Annotated in this window: 27 protein-coding genes; 11 read left to right on the forward strand and 16 right to left on the reverse strand. The window is 72.7% G+C overall.

Features of this window, described 5'->3' with window-relative positions; translation table 11 throughout:
• Positions 1-38: 38 nt before the first annotated feature.
• Positions 39-473, reverse strand: coding sequence for an ASCH domain-containing protein (locus ACGFI9_RS20725; protein ID WP_393179943.1), 435 nt, complete (start codon positions 471-473; stop codon positions 39-41).
• A gap of 111 nt (positions 474-584) precedes the next feature.
• On the opposite strand from ACGFI9_RS20725, the gene ACGFI9_RS20730 reads away from it, so the two are divergent.
• Positions 585-1,115 carry an alpha/beta hydrolase gene (locus ACGFI9_RS20730; protein WP_393179945.1) on the forward strand — a complete coding sequence of 177 codons (531 nt, stop codon included), beginning with the start codon at positions 585-587 and terminating at the stop codon, positions 1,113-1,115.
• Between the two features lie 33 nt (positions 1,116-1,148).
• On the opposite strand, the gene ACGFI9_RS20735 is transcribed toward ACGFI9_RS20730, so the two are convergent.
• A complete protein-coding gene (locus tag ACGFI9_RS20735; protein ID WP_393179947.1) occupies positions 1,149-1,694 on the reverse strand; it encodes a phosphoribosyltransferase in 546 nt (181 codons plus the stop codon).
• A 197-nt stretch (positions 1,695-1,891) separates the two neighbouring features.
• On the opposite strand from ACGFI9_RS20735, the gene ACGFI9_RS20740 reads away from it, so the two are divergent.
• Together ACGFI9_RS20740 and ACGFI9_RS20745 are read left to right on the forward strand one after the other, a co-directional pair.
• Positions 1,892-2,506 (forward strand): septal ring lytic transglycosylase RlpA family protein, encoded by a 615-nt coding sequence (locus tag ACGFI9_RS20740; protein ID WP_393179949.1) that lies wholly within the window; start codon positions 1,892-1,894, stop codon positions 2,504-2,506.
• A 77-nt stretch (positions 2,507-2,583) separates the two neighbouring features.
• On the forward strand, positions 2,584-3,711 hold the full coding sequence (locus tag ACGFI9_RS20745; RefSeq protein ID WP_393179951.1) for a PP2C family protein-serine/threonine phosphatase: 1,128 nt from the start codon (positions 2,584-2,586) through the stop codon (positions 3,709-3,711).
• Between the two features lie 13 nt (positions 3,712-3,724).
• On the opposite strand, the gene ACGFI9_RS20750 is transcribed toward ACGFI9_RS20745, so the two are convergent.
• Positions 3,725-4,213 (reverse strand): MarR family transcriptional regulator, encoded by a 489-nt coding sequence (locus tag ACGFI9_RS20750; RefSeq protein WP_393179952.1) that lies wholly within the window; start codon positions 4,211-4,213, stop codon positions 3,725-3,727.
• Between the two features lie 87 nt (positions 4,214-4,300).
• Between ACGFI9_RS20750 and ACGFI9_RS20755 the strand changes: the two genes are divergently transcribed.
• From ACGFI9_RS20755 to ACGFI9_RS20765, 3 genes are all read left to right on the forward strand, one after another.
• Complete coding sequence (locus tag ACGFI9_RS20755) at positions 4,301-4,969, forward strand: NAD(P)-dependent oxidoreductase (RefSeq protein ID WP_393179954.1); 669 nt, start codon at positions 4,301-4,303, stop codon at positions 4,967-4,969.
• 156 nt (positions 4,970-5,125) lie between these two features.
• The gene (locus ACGFI9_RS20760) at positions 5,126-6,982 is read left to right on the forward strand and encodes an acyl-CoA dehydrogenase (protein ID WP_393179955.1); all 1,857 of its coding nucleotides are present in this window, start codon (positions 5,126-5,128) and stop codon (positions 6,980-6,982) included.
• A gap of 269 nt (positions 6,983-7,251) precedes the next feature.
• Positions 7,252-7,521 (forward strand): DUF6458 family protein, encoded by a 270-nt coding sequence (locus tag ACGFI9_RS20765; RefSeq protein ID WP_088969138.1) that lies wholly within the window; start codon positions 7,252-7,254, stop codon positions 7,519-7,521.
• A gap of 69 nt (positions 7,522-7,590) precedes the next feature.
• Here the strand turns inward: ACGFI9_RS20765 and ACGFI9_RS20770 are convergent, their stop codons facing one another.
• Positions 7,591-8,127: a SixA phosphatase family protein gene (locus tag ACGFI9_RS20770; RefSeq protein ID WP_393179956.1), complete on the reverse strand. Its 537-nt coding sequence runs from the start codon at positions 8,125-8,127 to the stop codon at positions 7,591-7,593.
• A 116-nt stretch (positions 8,128-8,243) separates the two neighbouring features.
• Here ACGFI9_RS20770 and ACGFI9_RS20775 point away from each other — a divergent pair, with 116 nt between their 5' ends.
• Positions 8,244-8,531 carry a DUF6458 family protein gene (locus ACGFI9_RS20775; RefSeq protein ID WP_393179958.1) on the forward strand — a complete coding sequence of 96 codons (288 nt, stop codon included), beginning with the start codon at positions 8,244-8,246 and terminating at the stop codon, positions 8,529-8,531.
• 89 nt (positions 8,532-8,620) lie between these two features.
• On the opposite strand, the gene ACGFI9_RS20780 is transcribed toward ACGFI9_RS20775, so the two are convergent.
• On the reverse strand, positions 8,621-9,298 hold the full coding sequence (locus ACGFI9_RS20780; RefSeq protein ID WP_393179959.1) for a hemolysin III family protein: 678 nt from the start codon (positions 9,296-9,298) through the stop codon (positions 8,621-8,623).
• Positions 9,299-9,405: 107 nt separating this feature from the next.
• Between ACGFI9_RS20780 and ACGFI9_RS20785 the strand changes: the two genes are divergently transcribed.
• From ACGFI9_RS20785 to ACGFI9_RS20795, 3 genes are read left to right on the forward strand one after another with little or no spacing between them, the layout of a single operon-like run.
• Positions 9,406-10,029: an allophanate hydrolase subunit 1 gene (locus ACGFI9_RS20785; protein WP_393179961.1), complete on the forward strand. Its 624-nt coding sequence runs from the start codon at positions 9,406-9,408 to the stop codon at positions 10,027-10,029.
• A 7-nt stretch (positions 10,030-10,036) separates the two neighbouring features.
• Positions 10,037-10,984 (forward strand): biotin-dependent carboxyltransferase family protein, encoded by a 948-nt coding sequence (locus ACGFI9_RS20790; protein ID WP_393179963.1) that lies wholly within the window; start codon positions 10,037-10,039, stop codon positions 10,982-10,984.
• The gene (locus tag ACGFI9_RS20795; protein WP_393179965.1) at positions 10,968-11,717 is read left to right on the forward strand and encodes a LamB/YcsF family protein; all 750 of its coding nucleotides are present in this window, start codon (positions 10,968-10,970) and stop codon (positions 11,715-11,717) included. Before ACGFI9_RS20790 ends, ACGFI9_RS20795 begins: the two co-directional genes overlap by 17 nt.
• A gap of 66 nt (positions 11,718-11,783) precedes the next feature.
• Here the strand turns inward: ACGFI9_RS20795 and ACGFI9_RS20800 are convergent, their stop codons facing one another.
• The 9 genes from ACGFI9_RS20800 to ACGFI9_RS20840 all read right to left on the reverse strand — a co-directional run bounded on the left by ACGFI9_RS20800 (position 11,784) and on the right by ACGFI9_RS20840 (position 21,033).
• Complete coding sequence (locus tag ACGFI9_RS20800; RefSeq protein ID WP_393180156.1) at positions 11,784-13,619, reverse strand: NHL domain-containing thioredoxin family protein; 1,836 nt, start codon at positions 13,617-13,619, stop codon at positions 11,784-11,786.
• Positions 13,620-14,125: 506 nt separating this feature from the next.
• Positions 14,126-15,181, reverse strand: a complete 1,056-nt coding sequence (locus ACGFI9_RS20805) for a hypothetical protein (protein WP_393179966.1) — start codon at positions 15,179-15,181, stop codon at positions 14,126-14,128.
• A complete protein-coding gene (locus ACGFI9_RS20810) occupies positions 15,178-17,334 on the reverse strand; it encodes a hypothetical protein (RefSeq protein WP_393179968.1) in 2,157 nt (718 codons plus the stop codon). The genes ACGFI9_RS20805 and ACGFI9_RS20810 overlap by 4 nt, the downstream gene beginning before the upstream one ends.
• A gap of 1 nt (position 17,335) precedes the next feature.
• Positions 17,336-17,560, reverse strand: coding sequence for a hypothetical protein (locus tag ACGFI9_RS20815; RefSeq protein ID WP_393179970.1), 225 nt, complete (start codon positions 17,558-17,560; stop codon positions 17,336-17,338).
• Positions 17,561-17,753: 193 nt separating this feature from the next.
• On the reverse strand, positions 17,754-18,083 hold the full coding sequence (locus ACGFI9_RS20820; RefSeq protein ID WP_393179972.1) for a hypothetical protein: 330 nt from the start codon (positions 18,081-18,083) through the stop codon (positions 17,754-17,756).
• The gene (locus ACGFI9_RS20825) at positions 18,080-18,436 is read right to left on the reverse strand and encodes a hypothetical protein (RefSeq protein WP_393179974.1); all 357 of its coding nucleotides are present in this window, start codon (positions 18,434-18,436) and stop codon (positions 18,080-18,082) included. Before ACGFI9_RS20825 ends, ACGFI9_RS20820 begins: the two co-directional genes overlap by 4 nt.
• Positions 18,437-18,905: 469 nt before the next feature.
• Complete coding sequence (locus tag ACGFI9_RS20830; RefSeq protein ID WP_393179976.1) at positions 18,906-19,736, reverse strand: hypothetical protein; 831 nt, start codon at positions 19,734-19,736, stop codon at positions 18,906-18,908.
• Positions 19,737-19,809: 73 nt separating this feature from the next.
• Complete coding sequence (locus ACGFI9_RS20835) at positions 19,810-20,076, reverse strand: hypothetical protein (protein WP_393179977.1); 267 nt, start codon at positions 20,074-20,076, stop codon at positions 19,810-19,812.
• A gap of 711 nt (positions 20,077-20,787) precedes the next feature.
• Positions 20,788-21,033, reverse strand: a complete 246-nt coding sequence (locus ACGFI9_RS20840; protein WP_393179979.1) for a flavin reductase — start codon at positions 21,031-21,033, stop codon at positions 20,788-20,790.
• Positions 21,034-21,417: 384 nt separating this feature from the next.
• On the opposite strand from ACGFI9_RS20840, the gene ACGFI9_RS20845 reads away from it, so the two are divergent.
• Positions 21,418-21,609 carry a helix-turn-helix transcriptional regulator gene (locus tag ACGFI9_RS20845; RefSeq protein WP_393179981.1) on the forward strand — a complete coding sequence of 64 codons (192 nt, stop codon included), beginning with the start codon at positions 21,418-21,420 and terminating at the stop codon, positions 21,607-21,609.
• A 234-nt stretch (positions 21,610-21,843) separates the two neighbouring features.
• Here the strand turns inward: ACGFI9_RS20845 and ACGFI9_RS20850 are convergent, their stop codons facing one another.
• Together ACGFI9_RS20850 and ACGFI9_RS20855 are read right to left on the reverse strand one after the other, a co-directional pair.
• Positions 21,844-22,047: a hypothetical protein gene (locus ACGFI9_RS20850; protein ID WP_393179983.1), complete on the reverse strand. Its 204-nt coding sequence runs from the start codon at positions 22,045-22,047 to the stop codon at positions 21,844-21,846.
• Positions 22,044-22,346, reverse strand: coding sequence for a hypothetical protein (locus tag ACGFI9_RS20855; RefSeq protein WP_393179985.1), 303 nt, complete (start codon positions 22,344-22,346; stop codon positions 22,044-22,046). The genes ACGFI9_RS20850 and ACGFI9_RS20855 overlap by 4 nt, the downstream gene beginning before the upstream one ends.
• Positions 22,347-22,384: the final 38 nt, after the last annotated feature.

Raw genomic sequence — 22,384 nt, forward strand, 5'->3', positions numbered from 1 at the left:
CCCGCACGAGGCGTTAAGGAGGGGCCCTTCCTTGCACCTCAGGTGCCCAGGTCGCCGGTGCCGATCCCGCCGTCCCCGGCGGAGACCAGCCGGAACCGGATGCAGACCACCTGGGTGTCGTCGTCCACCGGGAAGCCCACGCCGGTCCAGTAGCGGCGGTGACCCTCGCGCCACTCCTCGATCGACCGGTCACCCTCTCCTTCGGAGCGGGCGAAGTCCCAGCTCACGTCGGCGAAGCGGACCACCTCGACGGCGGTGACCTCGACGACCCCGACCAGCAGGTCCTGGTCGTCGACCAGGGCCAGCCGTTCGCCGACGTGCTCCAACTCCTCGTTCTCGTCGGCGTACTCGTCGGTCAGCAGGCCGGCGGTGGCGGTCTTCACGCCGGCCAGCACGAGGGCGTTGAGGTTGGCGCGCATCTCGCCGGGGTTGCCGAGGGCGAGCGTGCGGAGTCCACCGATCCGGGGCCACATCCTGCCGAGGCTAGTGGCCGGCCGGCCGCCCCGTCGCCGGATTTCCCGTCCCCCACGGGCCCCGGTCGGTGATGCTGGCGGGAGAGCCGGAGAGGTCACGAGGAGGCGACCATGGCGGACCGCCGGGCGGTGCTCGTCCCGGGCGTGGGCTACGACACCCGTGCCCCGCTCTTCGCGTACGTCGGGGAGGCGCTGCGCCGCCTCGGCTTCGACGTCCACGAGGTGACCTGGCAGGTGCCCCGCGACCTGCCCGCCGACCGGACCGCCGGGTGGGTGGCCGAGCAGGTGACGCCTGCCCTCGACGCCGGCGCCGACCTGGTGGTCGGCAAGTCGCTGGGCACCTTCGCCACCCCGCTGGCCGCCGACCGGGACCTGCCGGCGGTCTGGCTGACCCCGGTGCTCAACCACCCGGAGGTGGTCGGCGCGCTCGACCGGGCCACCGCCCCGTGCCTGCTGGTGGGCGGCACCGGCGACATGCTGTGGCACGGCGAGGTGGCGCGCCGGCTCAGCCCGCACGTGCTGGAGGTGCCGGACGCCGACCACTCGATGCTGGTGCCCGGCCCGCTGGCGCGGTCCGCGGAGGTGCTGGGCCGGGTCTGCACCGCCGTGGAGGAGTTCGTTCAGCTGAGCCGGCCGGCGTAACCGGCGCCCGCCAGCACGCCGCGCGTCACGCGCTCACAGCAGGTCTCCGGCGAGCAGGGCGCGCAGCCCGAGCCGCTCGGCGACGGCCGGCGGGCAGGTCGTCACGACGGCCGCCGCCCCGACCACCTCGGCCCCGGTGGCCGCCACCAGCCGGTGCAGCGCGTCCACCTGGGCCCCGCTGTCCACCCAGTCGTCCACGAGCAGTACGCGGTCCGCGGGGCCGAGCCGGCCGGCGTCCACGCCGAGGCGCAGCCGTGCGCCCCGGTGGTCCGGGGAAGTCTCCGCCCAGCTCATCGCCCCGACCCGGCGCCGCTCGCCGCCGCCCTTGTACGCGGGCAGGAAGCCGGCGCCGGCGGCCACCGCGACCAGCGGGCCGAGCAGCAGCCCGGTCACCTCGGGGGCGATCACGACGGTGGGTCGGGCGGCCGGGAACAGGCCGGCGAGGGCCGGTCCGAGGCCGGCCAGCACCTCCGGATCGCGCCACCAGCCGGAGGTGTCGCTGACCAGATGACTGCTGTCCGGGCCGGGATCGACCCAGCGGAACAGCTCGACCAGACGTCGGTTCAGCACGACCCCCATCCTCGGGCACCGACGCCAGGCGATGGGGCACCGGCTCCGGCCAGCGGACCTTCCTCCGTTCGGGGGAGGCTGGCTGGCTTGATCGGCTACACGTACCGGGGTAAATACGGGCATAGCACCATGATCACGTTGACTTCGGAAGTACTTCTCTCGTTACGGTCCCAGCCGGTTTGTTCCGCTGACGAAAGGACCGGGTGGTGGCTGGTAGGCACTTCCGTCCCCGCAAGTTCTCGCCCGCCGGCATCGCCGCCACCGCGGCCGTCGGCGTGGTGCTCGCGGTCGGCGGCGCCGTCGGCGCGGTCCAGCTCACCTCGGCCGAGCCCGCCGCCGAGCCGACCGTCGCCGAGGCGCTGCCCAGCACCCTGGCCCCCAGTTCGGCGTCCCCCTCCGCCTCGCCGAGCCTCAGCCCCTCGCCGAAGGCCACCCCCAGCCCGACGGCGACCCGTACCCAGGCGGCCTCGCGGAGCAAGACCCGGACCGCCAGCCCGAAGCCCACCGCCAGGAAGACCACCTCGTCCCCCAAGGTCGTGGACAGCGGTTCCTGCGGCGCGTCCTTCTACGACGAGGGTCAGATGACCGCCAACGGGGAGACCTTCAACCCGGACGCGCTGACCGCCGCGCACAAGACGCTGCCGTTCAACACGAGGGTCCGGGTGACCAACCCGGCCAACGGCAAGTCCGTGATCGTGCGGATCAACGACCGTGGCCCGTACGTCGACGGCCGGTGCCTGGACCTGTCGCGGGCCGCCTTCGCGGCCATCGCCTCGACCGACCTCGGCGAGATCGACGTCCGGTACGAGGTCCTCGGCTGATCGGGTAGGCGGCGCGGCCGGGCAGAAGTTCCATGGACCACCCGCCCGGCTCATTCTCCCGGTCACGTCTATCAGGCATGCTGTCCGGTGTACGCACGCAACCTCTCCAGTCGGGCCGCGGCCCGCTGAGCCCCGGATCCCGCGCCGGCATCGGCGCGGCCCTCGCGCTGCTCGCACTCGTCTCCGCCGTCGAGCTGGCGGACGGCCGCCCCGCGCACTACCTCGCGCTGATGGCGGCCGCCCCGCTCCTCGCCGCCGCCCTGGCGTCCTGGCGGGTGGTGTGCGGGCTGGGTGTGGTCGCCACCGGGATCGGGGCCGCGTTCGCCCTCGCCGAGGGGACCACCTCGCTGGTCACCGCCGTCAACGTCGCGGGGATCGCGCTGGCCTCGGGGATCGCGGCCGCCGTGGCGGCGGTACGCCAGCGCCAGTCCGAGCGGATCGCCGAGCTGTCCCGGCTCGCCTCGGTCGCCCAGCAGGCGGTGCTCCGGCCGCTCGGTCCGCAGGTGGGCACGCTCGCCGTGGCCGCCCGCTACATCTCCTCCACGGCCACCGCCGAGATCGGCGGCGACCTGTACGAGGTGATGGACACCCCGTACGGCGTCCGCATGATCATCGGTGACGTCCGGGGCAAGGGGCTGGACGCGGTCCGGCTGGCCAGCATCGTGCTCGGCTCCTACCGGCACGTCGCGTACGAGCGGGCCGACCTGCGGGCCGTGGTGACCGACCTGGACCGGGCGGTGGCCCGCAACGTGGGCGACGAGGACTTCGTCACCGCCGCGCTGGTCGAGGAGCGGGGCGGCACCCTCACCATCGTCAACTGTGGACATCCGTCGCCGCTGCTGCTGCGCCGGGGTGCGGTGATCCCGCTCGAGCCCCCGGCGCCCGCGCCCCCGCTGGGCTTCATGCCGGTGGTCCGGCCCCGGGTGGAGCGGCTCGAACCGGGCGACCGGCTGCTGCTCTTCACCGACGGGCTCGGCGAGGCCCGCCGCGAGGGCGAGTTCTTCCCGACCGCCGACCGGGCCTGGCGGCTGCTCGGCCACGGCACCGTCGCCGACGGCCTGGCGTCGCTGGAGACCGCACTGGTCGAGTGGGTGCACGGCCGGCTCGACGACGACATCGCGCTGGTGCTGATGGAATACTCCGGCCCGCGCAGCGAGGTGACCGCCGCCGTGCCGAGCTGGGAGGTCGGCGCGGCCGAGAGCTGACGCTCCGGCCCGCTCAGCCCTCGGCCAGCTCGTCGGTGGCCCGCCGCCCGGCTTCCCCGGCCCGGTGCAGGAAGTCGGCGATCACCTCGAGCTGGGCCTCGTCGTACCCGGCGCAGATGTCGTCCATCGCGGCGTTCATACCGGCGTAGAGGCGGAACAGCTCGCCGTTGCGCTCACGCCGGGCCCGGACGGTCACCGAGCGCCGGTCGGTGGCCTCGGGGTCCCGCTCGCGGACGATCCAGCCGCCCCGCTGGAGCCGGTCCAGGATGCCGGTCATGGTGGCCGGGTGCAGCCCGGCCCGGCGGGCCAGCGTGCCCGGGCTGAGCGGTCCGTGCCGGGCGATCAGGTCCAGGCAGTCCAGGTCCACGTCGCGCAGCGAGAGGCGTACGCCGACGTGGTGGTTGAGCAGCGCGAGCTGGTTGCTCAGCTCCCGCATGGCCTCCTTGATCCGGGTGGCCGACCGGCGCCGCCGGCGGGCTTCCGCAGAATCTACGGAACTCATATTGTTTGGCCCTCGTATCAACTGTTACGGTTTCCATATCTTACGGGACTCGGCCGCCTCGGGCGGGGATGGACGGAGGAGTGGCGGATGCAGCTCACGATCTTCGGGGCCAGCGGTGGAATCGGTCGTCACCTTGTCGACCAGGCGCTCGCCGCCGGTCACGACGTCACGGCGGTGGTACGCGACCCGGCCCGGCTGCCCGGCACGGCCGCCCGGGTGGTCACCGCCGACCTCGCGGCCGCTGACCGGACGGCGCTGCGGGCCGCGCTGGACGGCGCGGACGCGGTGCTCTCCGGGCTCGGTCCCCGGTCCAGGGCCGACGCCGGGGTCGCGTCCCGGGGCACGCGGGCGATCACCGAGGCGATGGCCGGGTCTGGGGTGGGCCGCATCGTGGTGGTCAGTGCCGCTCCGGTCGGCGTGGTGCCGTCCCCCGGCCGGCCGAACCCGCCCCGGTACGACGAGGGCGACGGTCCGCTGATGCGCTTCGTGCTCGGTCCGGCGATCCGGCGGGTGCTGCGGCACCACTACGCCGACCTCGCGCTGATGGAGGAGGAACTGCGGGACGGCGGCCTGGACTGGACCGTGGTCCGGCCGCCCCGGCTGACCGACGGCCCGCTGACCGGGCGCTACCGCACGGCGTACGGGCGCAACATTCGCGGCGGCCTCACCGTGTCGCGCGCCGATGTCGCCCATCTCATGCTCGCTCTGCTCGACCGGCCGGACTCCGTCCGGCAGACCGTCGGCGTCGCGAGATAGTGGTACGGGCGCCCGGCTCGGCCCGGGTGGCCGGAAGCTGAACCAGAAGTGTGTAATCGCTGTCACTTCCACGATCGGCTTGTCGTTGGCTACCGGCGAGTAATACAGTCTGGGTTACTGATCGGTAACACCTGTCCGGAAGCGGGGCCAGCGAGCATGACCCACTACAAGAGCAACCTTCGGGACCTCGAGTTCAACCTGTTCGAGGTCTTCGGGGCGGACCGGACGTTCGGCCAGGAGCCGTACACGGACCTGGACGTCGACACCGCCCGTAGCTTCCTCTCCGAGGTCGACCGCCTGGCCCGCGAGGACCTGGCCGCCAGCTACTCGGACAGCGACCGAAACCCACCGGTCTTCGACCCCGCGACGCACACCGCGCCGCTGCCGGAGTCGTTCAAGAAGTCGTACCAGGCGTTCATGGAGTCGGAGTTCTGGCGGCTCGACCTCCCCGAGGCCCTCGGCGGCACCAACGCCCCGCGCGCCCTCTGGTGGTCCCTCGCCGAGCTGGTGCTCGGCGCGAACGCCCCGATCTGGATGTACGCGTCGGGCCCGTCCTTCGCGCACGTGCTGCACGTCGAGGGCACCGAGCAGCAGAAGAAGTGGGCCAGACTCTTCATCGAGAAGCAGTGGGGCTCGACCATGGTGCTCACCGAGCCGGACGCCGGTTCGGACGTGGGCGCCGGCCGTACCCGGGCCATCCCGCAGCCCGACGGCTCCTGGCACATCGAGGGCGTCAAGCGCTTCATCACCTCGGGTGAGCACGACCTCTCCGACAACATCGTCCACTACGTGCTGGCCCGCCCGGTCGGCGTGGAGGGCGTCGGCGGCCCCGGCACCAAGGGCCTCTCCCTCTTCGTGGTGCCGAAGTACCACTTCGACGAGGAGACCGGCGAGCTGGGCGAGCGCAACGGCGTCTTCGCCACCAACGTCGAGCACAAGATGGGCCTGAAGGTCTCCAACACCTGCGAGATGACCTTCGGTGAGCACGGCGTACCGGCCAAGGGCTGGCTGCTGGGCGAGAAGCACGACGGCATCCGGCAGATGTTCATGATCATCGAGTACGCCCGGATGATGGTCGGCACCAAGGCGATCGCCACCCTCTCCACCGGCTACCTGAACGCGCTCGAGTACGCCAAGAACCGGGTGCAGGGTGCCGACCTGACCCGGTCGACCGACAAGACCGCGCCCCGGGTGACCATCACCAACCACCCGGACGTGCGCCGCTCGCTGCTCATGCAGAAGTCGTACGCCGAGGGCCTGCGGGCGCTGGTCTGCTACACCGCCAGCTGGCAGGACAAGGTCGCCATCGCCGAGGCGGCCGGCGACGAGAAGGCCACCAAGCTGGCCAAGCGGGTCAACGACCTGCTCCTCCCGCTGGTCAAGGGCGTCGGCTCGGAGCGGGCGTACGAACTGCTCGGTCACGAGTCGCTGCAGACCTTCGGCGGCTCCGGCTTCCTCCAGGACTACCCGCTGGAGCAGTACGTCCGGGACGCCAAGATCGACACCCTGTACGAGGGCACCACCGCGATCCAGAGCCTGGACCTGATCTTCCGGAAGATCGTCCGGGACAACGGCAAGGCCCTGCTGGCGGTCGCCGGCGAGATCCAGGAGTTCATCACCTCCGAGGCCGGCAACGGCCAGCTCAAGGAGGAGCGGCAGGCGCTCGGCAAGGCGCTCGCCGAGATCCAGAACATCCTCGGCGTGCTGACCGGCTGGCTGGGCGAGGCCCAGGGCGGCGACGCCCGCGCCCTCTACAAGGTCGGCCTGAGCAGCCGCCGGTTCCTGCTGGCGGTCGGTGACCTGGTGGTCGGCTGGTTGCTGCAGAAGCAGGCGGACGTGGCGCTGAAGGCCCTGGCCGGCGAGGTCTCCACCGCCGACAAGGCGTTCTACACCGGCAAGGTGGCGGCGGCCCGGTTCTTCGCCCGCGAGGTGCTCCCGCGCATCGGCGCCGACCGGCGGATCATCGAGGGCGCCGACCTGGAGATCATGGACCTCCCGGAGGAGGCGTTCTGATCCCCGGTGGGGTGATCGGACCGGTTCGACCCTGACGACGGCCGGCGAGCGACTGCTCGCCGGCCGTCGTCGTCCGTCCGTCCGGCCCGCGCCGCCGGGTGGCGGTAGGTCGGGGTGTCCGGCCCGTCCGATACCCCAATCCGCCGCGGGGCGGGCGGGCTCCGGCGAATTGGCGGGGTGGGCCGGGTAGGCCGGCCGCCGGACGGGTAACCGTCGCGGACCACGACCGGGCACGCCCAACGGCCAACGCACGGGGGAGTGCAGCGCACATGGGCATTGGCAGCGCAATCTTTCTCATCGCGCTCGGGGCGATCATGACCTTCGCCATCCGGGCCAACGTCTGGTGGATCGACCTGCGCGCGGTCGGCTGGGTGTTCATCCTGGCCGGGCTGGCCGTCCTGCTCACCACGCTCTGGTTCTGGCAGGACCGGCGCAAGCGGGCACGCACGCTGATCGTGGAGGAGAACCGGCTCTCCCACCCGACGGCGATGATGCCCCCGCCGCCCGACCCGCCGCCGCCCACCGCCCCGCCGTCCTGACGGCGGGGGTGACCGCGAAGGAGGCCCCTCCGCTACCGCAGGCGTCAAATAGGCGGCCCTCGGGACACCTCAGCCGCGCGCGGTGTGCCGGGCGGTGATCGGGGCGCCGCCGGGAGCCAGCGCCGCCCACGGAGTGGTCGGGCGGTGCACCACCAGGTCGGTGGTCCGCAGTCCCTCCGGATCCGCCCGCTCCGGGTCCAGCAGCGCCGAGAGCAGCGAGATGCCCGGATTGTGAGCGACCAGCAGCACCGTGCCGGCCTCCGGGGTGACCGCCCGTACCAGCTCCAGCAGACCCTCCGGCCGGGCCTCGTACGCGGCCGGCTCGTACCGCACCACCGGTGACGACCCCGTCGGTCCCCCCTCCGGCGGGGATCCCGTGATGCCCAGCGCCACCCCGTGCCAGGTCTGCCGGGTGCGCCGGGCCGTGGAGCAGAGCACCACGTCGGGGAGGAGGGTGTGCCGTGCCAGCCACGCGCCGGCCGCGGCGGCGTCGGCCTGCCCCCGCGCGCTCAGCGGGCGCTCGGTGTCCGGCGCCTCCTCGGACTGTTCGGCCTTGGCGTGCCGGAGCAGCACCAGCGTCCGCTCCTGGTTCCTGCCGTCGGTCATGCGGACAGCTTGCCTGATTGGCGATCCGAGCGCCTGGGTAAGTCGATGGATGCCGCTACCTCAGCCATGGCCGTGGCGGGTAGGAAACGCCAGCAGAACGCCAAGGAGGCGACGTCATGGGCATCGGTGCCAGCATCTTCCTCATCGCGCTGGGCGCGATCTTCGCGTTCGCCATCGACGCCAACCTGGGATGGCTCGACCTCAACGTCGTGGGCTGGGTGCTCATGCTCGTCGGCGTGGTCGGCCTGCTCCTCACGATGTACTTCTGGAACAGCCGCCGCCGTACGGTGGTCGCCACCCCGGTGCGCGAGCGGGTCGTCGCCCAGCCGACCGTGCCGGTCGAGGACGACCGGGTCGTCCGCGAGGAGTACCGCGAGGTGCGCCGCCCGGGCTACCCGGCCTGACCGGTCCCCGCATACCGCGAGGGCCCCGCAACGGCGCGGGGCCCTCGAACTCCTTCCGGGGGGCCGAACTCCCGGCCGGGCCGGGCCGGTCAGGAGAAGAGCGCGAAGTAGATCGCGATGTGGTGGCAGATCGCCGCGACCAGGGTGCAGGCGTGGAAGAACTCGTGGTGGCCGAAGACGGTGGGCCACGGGTTCGGCTTGCGCAGCGCGTAGAAGACCGCGCCGACGCTGTAGATGGCGCCGCCGACGATCAGCAGCACCAGGGCGGTGACCCCGCCGGCGTGCAGGATCTGCGGCAGCATCGCCACCGCGACCCAGCCGAGCGCCAGGTAGAGCGGCGCGGACACCCAGCGCGGCGCGTGCGGCCAGATGAGCTTCAGCGCCACCCCGGCCACCGCCCCGCCCCAGACCAGGCCCAGCATCAGCTCGGCCGGCCGGGGCCGGAGGAGCAGCGCGCAGAACGGGGTGTAGGTGCCGGCGATGAACACGAAGATCATCGAATGGTCCATCCGGCGCATGATCTGATAGCCCCGCTCCGACCAGACCCGACGGTGGTATAGGGCGCTGGTGCCGAAGAGACCGCACACGGTCAGGCTGTAGACCAGGCAACTGACCAGGGGTGCCCAGCCGGGGCGGGCGGCCGCGATCGAGCAGAGCACGATGCCGCAGGCGAGCGCGACGAAGAACGCGTACGTGTGCAGCCAGCCGCGCATCCGGGGTTTACCGATGTCGACCGGCTTCAGCCGAAGCGGAGCCGAGGTGGTCACGCCAATAGGTTACGGCACCGTAGGTTACTTGGAAGTAGTGTGGAGTGTCACGCCCACCCACCGGTCGATGGACCCTGGTCGACGCCCCCATCCGCCAGTATGGCGGGATGCGGATCCGGCCCGTCGGCGCGCACGCCCTGCTGCTCGACTGCGACGACCCCGACCAGGTCCAGGCCTGGCGCGCCGAACTCTGGCGGCGCCGGGACGCCGGCGAGCTGAGCGCCGTCGAGATCGTCCCGGCCGCGGCCACCGTGCTGGTCGACGGCGTACCGGACCCGGCGGCGACCGCGGCCCGGATCGCCGGCTGGACCCCGCAGGGCGGCGTCGACCCGGCCACCACCGCCGAGGTCGAGGTGCCCACGGTGTACGACGGGGAGGACCTGCCCGCCGTCGCCGGGCACTGGGGCGTCGACGTGCCGGTGGTGGTCGAGCGGCTGCGGCGTACCGAGTTCCGGGTGGCGTTCTGCGGGTTCGCCCCCGGGTTCGCGTACCTGACCGGGCTGCCGGCGGAGCTGGCCGTGCCCCGGCTCACCACCCCGCGTACCCGGGTGCCGGCCGGGTCGGTCGCCCTGGCCGGCCCGTACGCCGGGATCTACCCGACCGCCTCGCCCGGCGGCTGGCTGCTGGTCGGCCGGACCGACCTGGTCCTCTTCGACGTGCACGCCGACCCGCCGGCCCGGCTCACACCCGGCACCCGGGTACGGCTGGTGTCCCGTGAGCGCGAGGAGTGAGCCGGTCTTGCCAGCCCCGCAGTCGCGAACCGGCGTGCTCGGCGTGATCCACGTGCTCCGGGCCGGTGCCCTCACCACCGTGCAGGACCAGGGCCGCCCCGGGTACGCCCACCTCGGCGTCCCCCGCTCCGGCGCGCTCGACCCGGCCGCGCTGCGCCTGGCCAACCGCCTCGTCGGCAACCCGGCCACCGCCGCCGGCCTGGAGATCACCCTGACCGGCTGCGACCTGCGGTTCACCCGGGCGGTCACCGTGGCGCTCACCGGCGCCGAGGTGGACGTCCGGATCGAGCCGCCGCCGGCCGGGCGCGCGAGCCGGGCCGACCCGGCACCGCCCGGCGGCCGGCCGGTCGAACGTCGGCCGGGGGACGTGGGGCGGCCGCTCTCCCTGCCCGCCGGGGCGGTGCTGCGGATCGGGCCCGCCCGCACCGGGCTGCGTACCTGGCTGGCCGTCTCCGGCGGGATCGCGGTCGAACCCGTGCTCGGCAGCCGCGCCACGGACACCCTCTCCGGCCTCGGCCCGCCCCTGGTACGCGACGGCGACCGGCTGCCCCTCGGCCCGCCCGTCGGCCCGCCCGCCCCGGTGGACCTCACCGTCACCCCGCCCGTCCCCGCCGAGCTGCGGCTGGCCCTCCGGCTCGGCCCTCGGCACGACTGGTTCGGTGACACCGCGCTCGACCTGCTGTTCCACACCGCGTACGCGATCAGCCCGCTGAGCAACCGGGTCGGTGCGCGACTGGTCGGCGCGGCCCTGCCCCGCGCGGTGGCCGGCGAACTACCCAGCGAGGGCCTCGTCCTCGGCGCGGTGCAGGTGCCACCGGACGGTCAACCGTTGATCTTCCTCGCCGACCACCCCACCACCGGCGGGTACCCGGTCGTCGGGGTGCTGGACGACGTGACCCCGCTCGCGCAGGCCCGGCCAGGGACTACGGTGAGATTCCATGGACCTCAACGCTGACCTCGGCGAGGGATTCGGCATCTGGCGGCTCGGCGACGACCAGGCGCTGCTGGAACTGATCACCTCCGCCAACGTCGCCTGCGGTTTCCACGGGGGCGACCCGTCCACGATGCACCGGGTCTGCGCCGCGGCCGCGGAGCGCGGGGTCGCGGTGGGCGCCCAGGTCGGCTACCGGGACCTCGCCGGCTTCGGCCGCCGGCACATCGCGTACGACTTCGCCGAACTCCGGGACGAGACGATCTACCAGATCGGCGCGCTGGACGCGTTCTGCAAGTTGTTCCGCACCCGGGTCTGCTACGTCAAGCCGCACGGCGCGCTCTACCACGCGGCGGCCTGCGACGAGGCCCAGGCGGCCGCGTTGGTCGCCGCGGTCAGCAGCTACGACCACGAACTGCCGCTGCTCTGCCCGCCCGGCTCGGTGCTCGCCCAGCTCGCCGTCGGCGCCGGACTGCGGGTGATCGCCGAGGGCTTCGCCGACCGGAACTACCTGCCCAACGGCCAACTGGTGTCGCGTACCGCCGCCAACGCGCTGGTCACCGACCCGGACGCGGTGGCCACCCGGGCGGTCCGGATGGCCACCGAACGGACCGTCGTCGCGGTCGACGGCAGCGTCGTCCCGTGCCAGGTCGAGTCGATCTGCCTGCACGGGGACAGCCCGGGCGCGGTCCGCTCCGCCGAACTGGTCCGGGCCGCCCTGATCGACGCCGGGGTCACGCTCGCTCCGTTCGCGTGAATGGAAGGGCCCCTTCTCAACGCCTGCGGTAGAGAAGGGGCCCCTTCTTAACACCCGGGGCGGGCGTCAGCCCTCGTCCATGCCGCGGAGGACCAGCGGGAGGCGGGTCGTCCCGTCCTCGACCACGCGGATCGGGACGCCCCAGTCCTGGCGGGTCAGGTGGCAGGCGGCGTGCTCGACGTCGGCGTCGCAGGTGGCCGCCTGGGCGGTCACCTGGAGCACGCCCTGCGCCACCGCGCCGTTGACCACCAGCCGGCGGGACAGGTCGGTGGTCGTCCCGGCCCCCTCGACCAGCAGCTCCGGCGGGGACGCCGAGACCACCAGCCGGGTCGACGGCCCGTACGTCTCGTCCAGCTTCTGCCCCGGTGCGGGCGTGAAGATCACATCCAGGGTCAGCTCACCGGCCGCCACGTCGGTCGGCTTCCGCTCCAGCTTGTGCCGGGGGCCGTCCACCGTGCTCGCGCCCGCCGCTGTGAGCGCGCCCGGGGCCAGCCGGGTCAGCCGGTGCGCCGCCGACTCGACCGCCAGCACGTCGCCCTCGGCGGTCAGCACCAGCCCGCTCGGCTCGGCCAGGCCGTCCGCCACCGTGGCCACCTGATCGGTCGCCGGGTCGAAGCGACGCACCGCGCCGTTGTACGTGTCGGCGATCAGCACCGAACCGTCCGGCAGCGCGCACACCCCCAGCGGGTGCTGCAACAACGCCCGCTCGGCCGGCCCGTCCACGTGCCCGAAGTCGAAGAGGCCCTGGCCCACCGCCGTGTGCATCACCCCGTCCTCGACGTACCGGACGGCGCTGGTCTCGCTGTCGGCGATCCAGAGCCGGCTGCCGTCGGCCGAGACGGAGAGGCCGGAGGGCTGGGCCATCCAGACGTCCGGCAGCGGCCCGTCGCGCAGCGCCTCGACGGTGGTCCCGGCGTACACGCCGGCGGTCCGCCGGGTCGGGTCGAACCACCAGAGCTGGTGGATGCCGGCCATGGCGATCACGACCTTGTCGTCGTACCAGGCGACGTCCCAGGGGGAGGAGAGGTCAACTGCGCGCGCGTCGTGCGCGTGGTCGTCGACCGTCGAGCGCCACTGCCGGCCGGTGCCGGCGACCGTGACCACCTCGCCGGTGTCGAGCTTCACGCCGCGCAGCAGGTGGTTGACCGTGTCCGCGACGACCACGTCGTACCCGGCCACCTCGGCGGCGTGCGCGGGCAGCAGGCAGAGCCCCTGCGGCTCGGAGAAGGTGGCGCTCCCGGCCGGGCCGTCGGCGTGGCCCCGGGTGCCGGCCCCGATCCGCCGGAGCACCTTCTCGCCGTCGGGGGCCAGCTCGACCAGGGAGTGCCGGGCCGAGTCCGAGACCAGCAGGTTGCCGCCGTCGAGCACCACGGCCTTACCGGGGAAGCGCAGCGTGGTCTCCGGCTCGGCGGGGGGCACGTACGGGCCCTCGCCCCGGTGCAGGGTGCCCTTCGCCTCGTGGGTGGCGATCAGGTCGTCGATCAGTTTGGCCAGCCCCTCGGCGTGGCCCTCGCCGGCCATGGTGGCGACCACGTAGCCCTCCGGGTCGACCACCGACAGGGTCGGCCAGGCCTTCGCCGCGTACTGCTGCCACATGTTCAGCTCGGGGTCGTCGAGCACCGGGTGGTGCACGCCGTACCGCTCGACCGCCGCGGCCAGGGCGTCCGGGTCCTTCTCGTGCTCGAACTTCGGCGAGTGCACGCCGATCACGACCAGCAAGTCGCCGTACTTCTCCTCGAGCGGGCGCAACTCGTCGAGCACGTGGAGACAGTTGATACAGCAGAAGGTCCAGAAATCTAGGACGGTTATACGACCTCGAAGGTCGGCCAAACGGAGGATCTTGCCGCCGGTATTCAGCCAGGCCCGGCCCCGCAGTTCGGGGGCGCGTACGCGTGCGCTCATGACTCCATCGTGCCGTACCAGCGGCCCCCAGCCGGCCCGACGGGGAGGCGGGAGCGGCGTACGCGACACCGCCTCGCCGAAGGTGAGCACGGCGGACGCCGTCCGATACCGGCCGTCGCGCAGTCGGTAGACCTCGGGCGGGCCGACCGGGCGGGACAGGTCGCCTCGGGCGACCAGGGCCGTGTGATCGCGGTTGCGCCGGGACTCGCCAGCTTCGACCCGGCGGACGGTAACGGCGGTCAGGCTGGCCCGGGTCACGACGGCGGGATACGCGTCGTCGCCGACGACGATCGTCGCGGGGGACCCGGCGGCGGGGCGGTCGGCCATGCTGACGGAGGTCGGGACGGCGGCCCATCGGCGCGGAGAGGGAGCGGCGACAGTGGGGGGCATACGGGACAACGTAGCCCGAGGCGGCGACAAACGCGGGGTGGCGGCTCCAGGCGTGTAAACGCGCGAAAGCCCCGCACCCGGGCGGTCCGGATGCGGGGCTTTCGTTGTGTGCGAGGTCAGCCGCCCAGGAAGGCGGCGAAGCCAACCGAGCCGCTGGCAAAGGGCGAACCGTTCAAGGTCGCCTTGACCTGAAAGCTGGTCGCGGTCGCGGTGCCGGTGACGTACAGGAGGTTCACGCCGGACGACCCGGTCGCGCCGTTCTGGCTGAGGGCGATTGCCTGCGGCGTGAACCCTGCGGCGTGGGTAATCGTCGCTATGCCGGAAGCGTTGGTCGTCAGGGTGCCGGTGAACCAGTACACCCGACCCGGGCCCGTGACGACGTTTCGCCCGCCGACGGTCGCCGAGCCGGTGACCGACAGGTTCGCTTGCACCTCGACCCCGCTGTCCGGCGAGACGACAACCCGGGTGCTCGTACCGGCGGACGTGTCGGCGGTCTGGACCTCGACCGACGGCCGCCAGTCCGAGAGGGTTACCGTCGCCGTCCGGCCCCCGCCCGCGCCGCCGGACAGTTCGAGGACGTGCTGACCGGGGTTGCCGCCGGAGGGGTTCTCGGAACCGATGATGCTCGGCTCTGCCCACGTGCCGAGGCCCGTGTTCCACCGGATGCCGGCGTGGCCGTTGTAGGTGACGGCCTCGCCAATCTCCAGGAACTCATCGGCGGTGCCGGACGTCCGGAACAGGCCGCCGGTGATGGTCGCGCCGGTGATCTCCTGACCGTCGATCGCGCCGGCCTCAATCGCGTCGGCCGTGACAGCGTTCGCGGCGATCTTGTCCGCTGTGATCGCCCCGGCTGCGATCTTGTCGGCCGTGACGGCGTTTGCGGTCAGCTTCGGCGTACTGATCGCCTCATCGCTGATGTCGGTCTCAGTGATCGTCCCGCCGGGAAGGTCGAGATCCGACGCGACCAGCGTTGCGCCGTTCGCGGCCTGGGCCACGTAGCCCCCGGCCTCCTCGTCCTCGCTGACAAGGAAGATCGGGTTACCGTCCGGGTCGACGACCGAGAAGGTTCCGCCCTCGACGGTCGTTCGCGGTGCCTGCGCGGTGCGCTCGACGGCCGCTAGGCGGCGTTCGTAGTCCGCGAGCCGAGCGGCCAGCGCGTAGACATCGGTCATGCGTAGATACCTCCCCGTTGGATGCGCCGAAGCGCGAAGTTGACCTCTTCGAGCTGGTCGCGAGCGGACTCGCGGGACGGGGCCAGCGTCAGCGAGCCGATCAGCGGCCCGCCCGAGGGCGCGTCCCCGCCGCGGGGCCGAATCGTCGCGGCGCGGGTTACTGGCCCGGCGGACTTCTTCGTGACCCGCCCCGGAGGCGGATTAATGACCTGGGCCCCCGCCGCTGCCGCAGTCGCCGCAGCGTTCGCGAGAGCGCGGCCGACGCCTCGGACCTCGCCCAACTGGGAGCGCAGGCCGGCGGCCAGGGCGGCGCCGATCGCCGCGCCGATCCCGAACATGCGGCCGGGCATCCCGTCAAAGACGGCGATCAGCGTCGCGCGGAGGGTCCGGAAGATCCCGGTCGTCTCATCGCCGTTCTTCTTCGCGCCAGACGGGAGGAGGCCAAAAGCCCCAGTTACGTAGGCGATCGGCGACGCTAGGGCGAAGAGAGCCGCCGCGACTCCCGAACAGAACGCCGAGACCGCCGTGCCGAAGGTGGTTAGCTTGTCGCCCCACTCCTTGACCTTGTCGACCCAGTCGGCGACCGTCACGCCAAAACTGATGACGGCCGGCACCCACTCGGTGACGACCTTTTTGACGAAGTCGCCGACGCCCTTCATGAAGTCCTGAATTGCCTTCTTGTTCTTCGGGTCGGCGAGCCAGTCCTTCACTTCCTGAAGCCCGGACTTCACGCCGTCGAGGAAGGTGCCGCTCGCGCGCTTCGAGGACGGGAAGAAGGTGTCGATCAGCTCGCCCACGATGCCGACGACCAGGCCGCCGATATCCCAGATGTCGCGCAGGGTTTGCGCGGCGTCCTTCATGAACTGAGTCAGCGCGCCGGACTTCTCGGCCCTGGCGATCCACGCGGAGAACTTCTCCAGCGCGCCGCCGAGGCCGTCGCCCAGCTCGGCGAGGAAGGGGACGCTCGCCTTCGCGAGCTTGCCGAGAGCGCCGAGGAAGGGCTGAAGGCCCTTGCCGATCCGGTCGACGAAGCCGCCGAAGCCTGCGACGGCGGCACGGATGTTGGCGATGAAGTCGGGCTTCCCGAGGGCCTTCGCGATGCCCTGGGCGAGCCGGGAAAACCGGCCGGCGAGGTCGCCGAGCATCGGCCGCAGCGCCGGAAGCCAGGTCTTCGCCAGGTCCTTTACGGGCTTCGCGAGGCCGGCGAACAGGCGGCCCTGAACGTACTTCGCCAGCTCGCCGAAGGGCTTCTTGAGCTTGCCGACGACGCGGACGAACTTCGCGGCCTCGGGCGAGAGCTTCTTCAGCGTCTCCTTCGAGAGCTTGCCCTTCTCGGACATCTCCTTGAAGGCGTCGCCGAGGCCCCGGGTCGCCAGGGCGAAGACCCCGAGCGCGGCGGCACCGCCGAAGGCGAGCGTCGTCAGCGATCCGGCGGCACCGCCGACCAGTAGGACGGCCGGGGCCAGCGCCAGGAGGCCAGTGACGGCGGCCGTCACGGCTGTGGGAACCGCCGCAGCGAGCGCCAGAGTCGCGCCGATGAGCAGGTTCAGGCCGCCGGTCGCGGTCGTGCCGGCGGCAGCTTCGAGCGCGCCCCGGATGCCGGTGAGCGCGGTCTTCCCGAGGTCCTTCAGGGCGTCGTTCGCGTTGCTGACGAACGCCTTGACGGTGTCCTTCGCGGCGTCGAAGCCTTCCGCGATGCCGCGAACGATGCCCCCCGCGACGCCCAGCGCCAGGGACCGGCGCATCCGGTCGCCCTGCGACTGCGAGCCGGTGAACATGAAGCGGAAGCCGCGCCGGAAGCCGTCGCGCAGGGCGGTGTGTACGTGCGTCCGCAGGCGCGGCGCGGCGGTCCGCGTGCCTTCGTCCAGGCCGTCGCGGACGGACTCCCGTACGGCTCTCCGGGCGGTCCGGGCGACCCGCGCGCCGAGGGTCCGGCCGCCCTGGTCCGCGCCGTCCTCGACGCCGGACCGGACGGCCTTCGCCAGACCGTCGCCTACCCCGGCGCTGGCCTCCTTCGAGATCTGTTCGCCGAGGTCCTTCCCGACGTCCTTTGCCCACTTGGTCAGGACCGGGCTGGCTTCCTTCGTCAGGTTGCGGTGAAGGTTCTTCAGCGAGGGGAGGACCTGAAGGGTTGCGAATCCGACGTTAGACATTTCAGAGCACCCCCAGCCGGCGGCCGATCGCGAGGACGAAGTCCTCGAACTCGCCATAGGTGCTGTGTCGCTGCGTGAAGACCGCGAATTGTGCGGGGCCGAGAATCGCCTTCAGCGCGGCGCGAGAGCGGCCGGCCTTCAGCGCGGCGCGCGCGGTGGTGAGTGATTCGGGGTTCGGCCGGATCGTGTAAACGTGTCCGCCGTACGGGACTTCTATTCTGGGCATCTTCTCTGTTCCAAAATGGGGAGTGCCGCGCCCCGGGCGCGGATACCGGAGCGCGGCACTAAGCCGGTGTGAAGGCATGCAGGAACGGCCCGCGCGCAGCCCGTAGGGCTTGCTCAGACGGCCGATCTCGGGCCGGGGGTGGGTCGGGTAGGGGTCGGGTCGCTCGACGGCTCTCAGGCCGTCTCTTGAGCGACTACTCGTCGACCGCCCAAGCCGCGGGCTCCGGATCGTGGCCAGTGAGGCGCATCCGGATCTCTTCCCGGCGCAGCTTCGCGCCGGTCGCGGCGTCGTACGCCGAGGAGAACGCCAGCCAGGCGACGCGGGCACCGCCCCGGCGCAGCTCGTGAGCGCGGGCGTAGCGCACCGCCGCGAGCCAGACGGTCTCGACCGTCCAGCCCTCGGCGGGGCGGTTGACGTGCTCGCTTGGGGTGAACTCGGGCAGCGGCACGCCGGCCAGGCTGACCGGGACGGCGTAGACGTTGCTCGGACGGGGCGCTCGGCGACGCATCTTCGGATTGGTCATCGGTCACCGCTCCACCGGGCGCGGGCCGCGCGGCGACCGCGCTCGGACGGCGAGCCGTGCGACGGCTTGTGCAGTCGGCCGAGGATCTGCGCGGCGGCCGTCCGGGCTAGACGGGCTTCGATCGCGGCGGGGTGGACGGTCGGTTGCCCGGTCGACCCCCGGGCGACCATGCCGGCCGCCAGGGCGACGCCGTCCAGGCGCTCGGCGGCGCTCTCCAGGGCGCACGCGTGGAACAGCTCGGCGACCTCGGCGGCGGTCAGGTCGGGACGCTCCTCGGTGACGGCGGCGAACGTCTCGCGGGCCCCGGTCGTCCAGTTCTCGGGGAGACCGTCCGGCTCAGTTTCAGCGGTCATTTCTTGTAGCTCTCTGTAGTCGAAAACTGGGACGGAGCGTGCACGCACAGGCAGGCGCTATGCCGCTTCGGTGAGGGGAGGAGGGGGCAAGGGGGCACCTCCCCAGGGGGTCACGCTGCGTCGTCGCGAGTCGCAGCGTCACGCCGAAGCACGGCGAGCAAGTGCCGCGTCCAGTCAGTCCGGTCGCGGTCGTGCGTCGCGGCCGAGGCGCGGCCGGGCCGGGCCGTCAAGTGGCGGTAACACGCGGCGAGGTCGCGGCCGTCGGACCGGACCACTCCCGAGGCGGCGCTACTGCACCAGCAGCGATAGCCAGCCACGCGGCGGGTACGCCGGGCGCGGGACAGCCGACGCCGGACGGCACGCGACGGGGCGGGGGTGGGGGTCTTCACGGGCGGGGGTCCTTTCTGGAGGGCGGGCGCGAAGAGGGCCCCCGGGTCTCTCCGAGGGCCCTCGCGTGTCGGTCGCGGGGTCAGTCTCCGAGCCGCAGCGCCGTGGCCAGTCGCTCGCGGACAGCGGCGGGGGCGGCGCTGAAGACGCGGTGCCAGGCCGTCCAGGAGGGGCGTCCCGAGACCGCCCCGAGGGTGTCGGGGTGCGGGACCTCGGCGAGGTCGCTTTCCGCCAGCGCCTCAAGCGCGTGCTTGGCATCCGCCAGGGCGTCGGCCGGCGTGGCGTGGCGTGCGACGCGCACCCGGTACGCCCGGCTAGAGATCGCCTCCCAGAAGGAAGCGGCAGAGTCGCGCAGCGTGTCCCGACCGACAAACTCGCCGACTTCGCGAAGCGTCTCGGTGTACGCCGTCGCGCGCAGCCGCGCGACCTCGCTAACGATGTTCTCGGCCCGCGCAACAGCGGCGATAGCTTCATCGATCTTGGCCTGCGCCTCGGCGATCGCCGGACGGAAGCCCGCGCCGACCGGCTCGACCCACTCCCCGGCGTGCGCCGCGACCAGGGCGCTAGCCGCCCGCGCGGCGCGGTTGGCCTCTTCGCGGCGGACGGCCACGACCCGGGACAGGATCTCGACCTCGGTCCGCTCGGCGGCCTCGGTGATCTCGTCCGGGATGGCCGGACGCTTCCGGCCACTCGCGACGGCGTCCCCGGCGGCGCGGACGGCGGCGGCACGCGCGGCGCGACTCTGGCGGGCCTGGGTGCGGTACTCCTCGACGGCCTCGACGGCGGTCAGCCAGGCGTCGTCAGCGGCCCTGAAGGCGTCCAGGGCGGCGGCAAGGTCTTCGGGGAGCGTGACGCCGGCCGGCGGGTAGGTGGGGCGGGTTGGCTCGGGAAATTCGTCGTAGTCGGGGTGCATGGTTCCCTCTCAGGGCGAGGCGTCCCGGCCGGGCGGCTACCCGGCGGGTGGTCGAGGCGTGTAAACGGGGCGGTCACTGACCGCCGAGGGTGAAAACCCACTCGCGCTGTCCGGCGCGCACCTGGCGACGACGAACGGCGATGCCGAGGCCGGCGAGGTCGCCCCTGGCGAGCCTCGCGGCCGTTACGGCGGCGGTTGGGCTGGTAGCGGCCGGGCTGTCGGCGATCACGGCGCGGAAAAGGTTGCGCAGCGCGCCGGGCGTCGCGGCGTAGGTGCCTTGACCGCGAAGAACTTCCTCGGCGAGGACGCGCGCGACGCGGGGGTCAGTGGGGGCGGGCATGGTGGCTCCTCGCTGGTCGCGGTCAGGTGGTGCCGAAGAGGACGGCCGCCTCTCGGTCGATGGCCGCAAGGGCGGCCCGGTCGCCTGCAATGACGGCCGCTGTCTGGCGCCGAAGTAGCGCGAGAGCGGCGGCGCGAAAGCGGGCGTCAGCCTCGGCGTGAAGGCGGCGTGATCGCCGCTTCCGGCACGCCTCCCCGCATGTGATCCGCGCCCGCTTACCGGCTACCTGTGCAACGTCCCGGCGGCACTCGCTGCATTTCTCATGCACGCGCCCCCTCCTCTCTTCGTGAGTCCCAAATTCGAGGCACAAAAAGGAGGACCGACCCGCCACGCCTCACAAACGGGTCGGTCCACCCGTCTCTCTGTTAGTGGGCCTGGGAGGGCGAAGTGTTCACGGTGCCGAATAACGGATAGGTCACAAGAGAGCGCCGAGGGGCGCGGCGAGCGCGCCGGGGGCGGCCGGGGTGACGAAGTGACCCACGTTTCGTCACTTCCGTATTCTTGTCTATAGAAGAAGAAGCTCTAGAGAGAGTAATAGGGAAGTGACGAAACTACGGTCACTTCGTCACCCGGCGGCCCCTCGGCCCCTCCCGGCGTCGCCCCGCCCCTCCCGGCGCTCCCCGGCGGAAATGGAAATGGGCCGCCAAGCGGCCCCGTTCGGCGCTCTACGGCTTTCCTGTGGGGTGCGCGCGACCCCTTCCCGCGCCAGGTCTACTCAGCCGCCGTACGCGCCCAGCCAATGAAGCGGTCCGTCAGGTCGTCCGGCGCGGCGACGTGGTCCAGCTCGGCGAGGTCTTCGCGGGCGACCGCCATCTGTGCGCCGAGGTACAGGAGGAGGGCCGTCCGGAACCCCTTGTACTCCTCCAGGAGGGCCGTCCGGGCAGCCTCGCAGGGCCACGGGTCGCCATCGACCTTGCAACGCCAGGAGGGGCGCTCGGGAAGGTGCGTGTCGTTCACCAGTGACCCCCGCCGTTGGCGCGGTGCGCCTGCGCGGGGGTGAGGCGGCCGACGCGACCCACCTGACGCGCGGCCGACGCGGCGTAGACGGTCTCCCACCGCGCCACGACGACCGGCGGCGCTGGCTCGGCCGGCGGGGGCGTGCGGAAGCGGTCCGGGCAGTGGCGGAAGGGCAGTCCGCACACGCACCGCCGCGAGAGCAGCCAGCGGCGGCGGTGGAGGAGATCGGACGGTATCGGCTTCGTGGCTCGGCGTAGGCGCATGCCCTCAGCGTCACGCGGGACCTGTCGCCCGTCAAGTACCCATGACGGGTGGTCGTGCGTCAGGCTTGGCACACGACCGGTACCCGTGTGCGACCGTCGGACCGTGGCGAGGCTTCGATTGATGGGGACGCATGAGATTCGCGTGCGCCTGGGCGGCATCAGTCGACAGCGTGTCTACGAACTGGCCATGCGCCGGTCGTTCCCCGAACCTGTCGCCGAGCTGGAACAGGGCCGCGTCTGGCTGGCGGAAGACGTCGAGGCGTGGATAGCCGAGCACCGCCGGGAGATCGCCGACGTCGAGGGCGAGGCGTAGGCGTCTCGCCCGGCGGGACCCGGGCGCGCCCCGCCCGGTCGACCTCGGGCGTCCGCCCACAGCACGCCCGAAGCCCGCCCGAGGCTGTGACCGGCGGGTTTGCTCGGCCGCCTGGGCGGGGCTTGGGCGGGACTCGGGCGGTTCGGGCGGGACGCCTGGGCGGCTCGGGCGACTGCCGGGCGGCCCCGCCCGTACGCCAGGGCGACGACGGGCGGGACGCCGGGCGGTTGGGCGTTACGCCGGGCGGTGACGGGCGGCCCGCCGGGCGGCGGCGCGACCGGCGTCCGTGAGCGTCGCGACCGTGCCGGCGCCGGAGAGGGTCACGAGGCCCCGCCGGGCGAGCGCGGCGAGCGTGGCCGGCGAGATCGACCCGGCGTAGACCTTGCCGGCCGGGTCGTACGACGCGGCGCGGAGCGCGTCACGCTGCGGGCGGGTCACAGCGCGACCGCCTCGGCGAGCACGTCGGCGAGGGTCACGACCGGCACGCCGCACATCTCGGCGATGACCGGCTCGAAGAGCGCCGAGCAGTCGCCGACGGTCACCAGGGCGTCCGCGGCGGCGACGGCGTCCAGGTCGTCGGCGACGACCGAGACCAGGTCGTCCGCGTCCCGCGTGTCGGCGACGGTCGCCGAGGTGACCAGGAAGCCAGCGGCGATCAGGGCGGCGGTCGCGGTCGCCAGCGCGGCGGCGCTGCGGGTGGGGGCCGCCAGGTACAGGCGGGTAGGGTTGTGGGACATGGCGGAAGCTCCGTTTCCGTCTAGGGCCCTGGTCAGCG

The sequence above is a fragment of the Micromonospora sp. NPDC048930 genome, from assembly GCF_043197935.1.
Lineage (GTDB): Bacteria > Actinomycetota > Actinomycetes > Mycobacteriales > Micromonosporaceae > Micromonospora.

Bases quoted from the DNA above. Each gene is read 5' to 3' on its own strand.
- ACGFI9_RS20725 (WP_393179943.1), bottom strand. From the start codon at position 473: ATGTGGCCCCGGATCGGTGGACTCCGCACGCTCGCCCTCGGCAACCCC.
- ACGFI9_RS20730 (WP_393179945.1), top strand. From the start codon at position 585: ATGGCGGACCGCCGGGCGGTGCTCGTCCCGGGCGTGGGCTACGACACC.
- ACGFI9_RS20735 (WP_393179947.1), bottom strand. From the start codon at position 1,694: ATGGGGGTCGTGCTGAACCGACGTCTGGTCGAGCTGTTCCGCTGGGTC.
- ACGFI9_RS20745 (WP_393179951.1), top strand. From the start codon at position 2,584: ATGCTGTCCGGTGTACGCACGCAACCTCTCCAGTCGGGCCGCGGCCCG.
- ACGFI9_RS20750 (WP_393179952.1), bottom strand. From the start codon at position 4,213: ATGAGTTCCGTAGATTCTGCGGAAGCCCGCCGGCGGCGCCGGTCGGCC.
- ACGFI9_RS20755 (WP_393179954.1), top strand. From the start codon at position 4,301: ATGCAGCTCACGATCTTCGGGGCCAGCGGTGGAATCGGTCGTCACCTT.
- ACGFI9_RS20760 (WP_393179955.1), top strand. From the start codon at position 5,126: ATGACCCACTACAAGAGCAACCTTCGGGACCTCGAGTTCAACCTGTTC.
- ACGFI9_RS20765 (WP_088969138.1), top strand. From the start codon at position 7,252: ATGGGCATTGGCAGCGCAATCTTTCTCATCGCGCTCGGGGCGATCATG.
- ACGFI9_RS20770 (WP_393179956.1), bottom strand. From the start codon at position 8,127: ATGACCGACGGCAGGAACCAGGAGCGGACGCTGGTGCTGCTCCGGCAC.
- ACGFI9_RS20775 (WP_393179958.1), top strand. From the start codon at position 8,244: ATGGGCATCGGTGCCAGCATCTTCCTCATCGCGCTGGGCGCGATCTTC.
- ACGFI9_RS20785 (WP_393179961.1), top strand. From the start codon at position 9,406: ATGCGGATCCGGCCCGTCGGCGCGCACGCCCTGCTGCTCGACTGCGAC.
- ACGFI9_RS20795 (WP_393179965.1), top strand. From the start codon at position 10,968: ATGGACCTCAACGCTGACCTCGGCGAGGGATTCGGCATCTGGCGGCTC.
- ACGFI9_RS20800 (WP_393180156.1), bottom strand. From the start codon at position 13,619: ATGAGCGCACGCGTACGCGCCCCCGAACTGCGGGGCCGGGCCTGGCTG.
- ACGFI9_RS20805 (WP_393179966.1), bottom strand. From the start codon at position 15,181: ATGACCGATGTCTACGCGCTGGCCGCTCGGCTCGCGGACTACGAACGC.
- ACGFI9_RS20810 (WP_393179968.1), bottom strand. From the start codon at position 17,334: ATGTCTAACGTCGGATTCGCAACCCTTCAGGTCCTCCCCTCGCTGAAG.
- ACGFI9_RS20815 (WP_393179970.1), bottom strand. From the start codon at position 17,560: ATGCCCAGAATAGAAGTCCCGTACGGCGGACACGTTTACACGATCCGG.
- ACGFI9_RS20820 (WP_393179972.1), bottom strand. From the start codon at position 18,083: ATGACCAATCCGAAGATGCGTCGCCGAGCGCCCCGTCCGAGCAACGTC.
- ACGFI9_RS20825 (WP_393179974.1), bottom strand. From the start codon at position 18,436: ATGACCGCTGAAACTGAGCCGGACGGTCTCCCCGAGAACTGGACGACC.
- ACGFI9_RS20830 (WP_393179976.1), bottom strand. From the start codon at position 19,736: ATGCACCCCGACTACGACGAATTTCCCGAGCCAACCCGCCCCACCTAC.
- ACGFI9_RS20835 (WP_393179977.1), bottom strand. From the start codon at position 20,076: ATGCCCGCCCCCACTGACCCCCGCGTCGCGCGCGTCCTCGCCGAGGAA.
- ACGFI9_RS20845 (WP_393179981.1), top strand. From the start codon at position 21,418: ATGGGGACGCATGAGATTCGCGTGCGCCTGGGCGGCATCAGTCGACAG.
- ACGFI9_RS20855 (WP_393179985.1), bottom strand. From the start codon at position 22,346: ATGTCCCACAACCCTACCCGCCTGTACCTGGCGGCCCCCACCCGCAGC.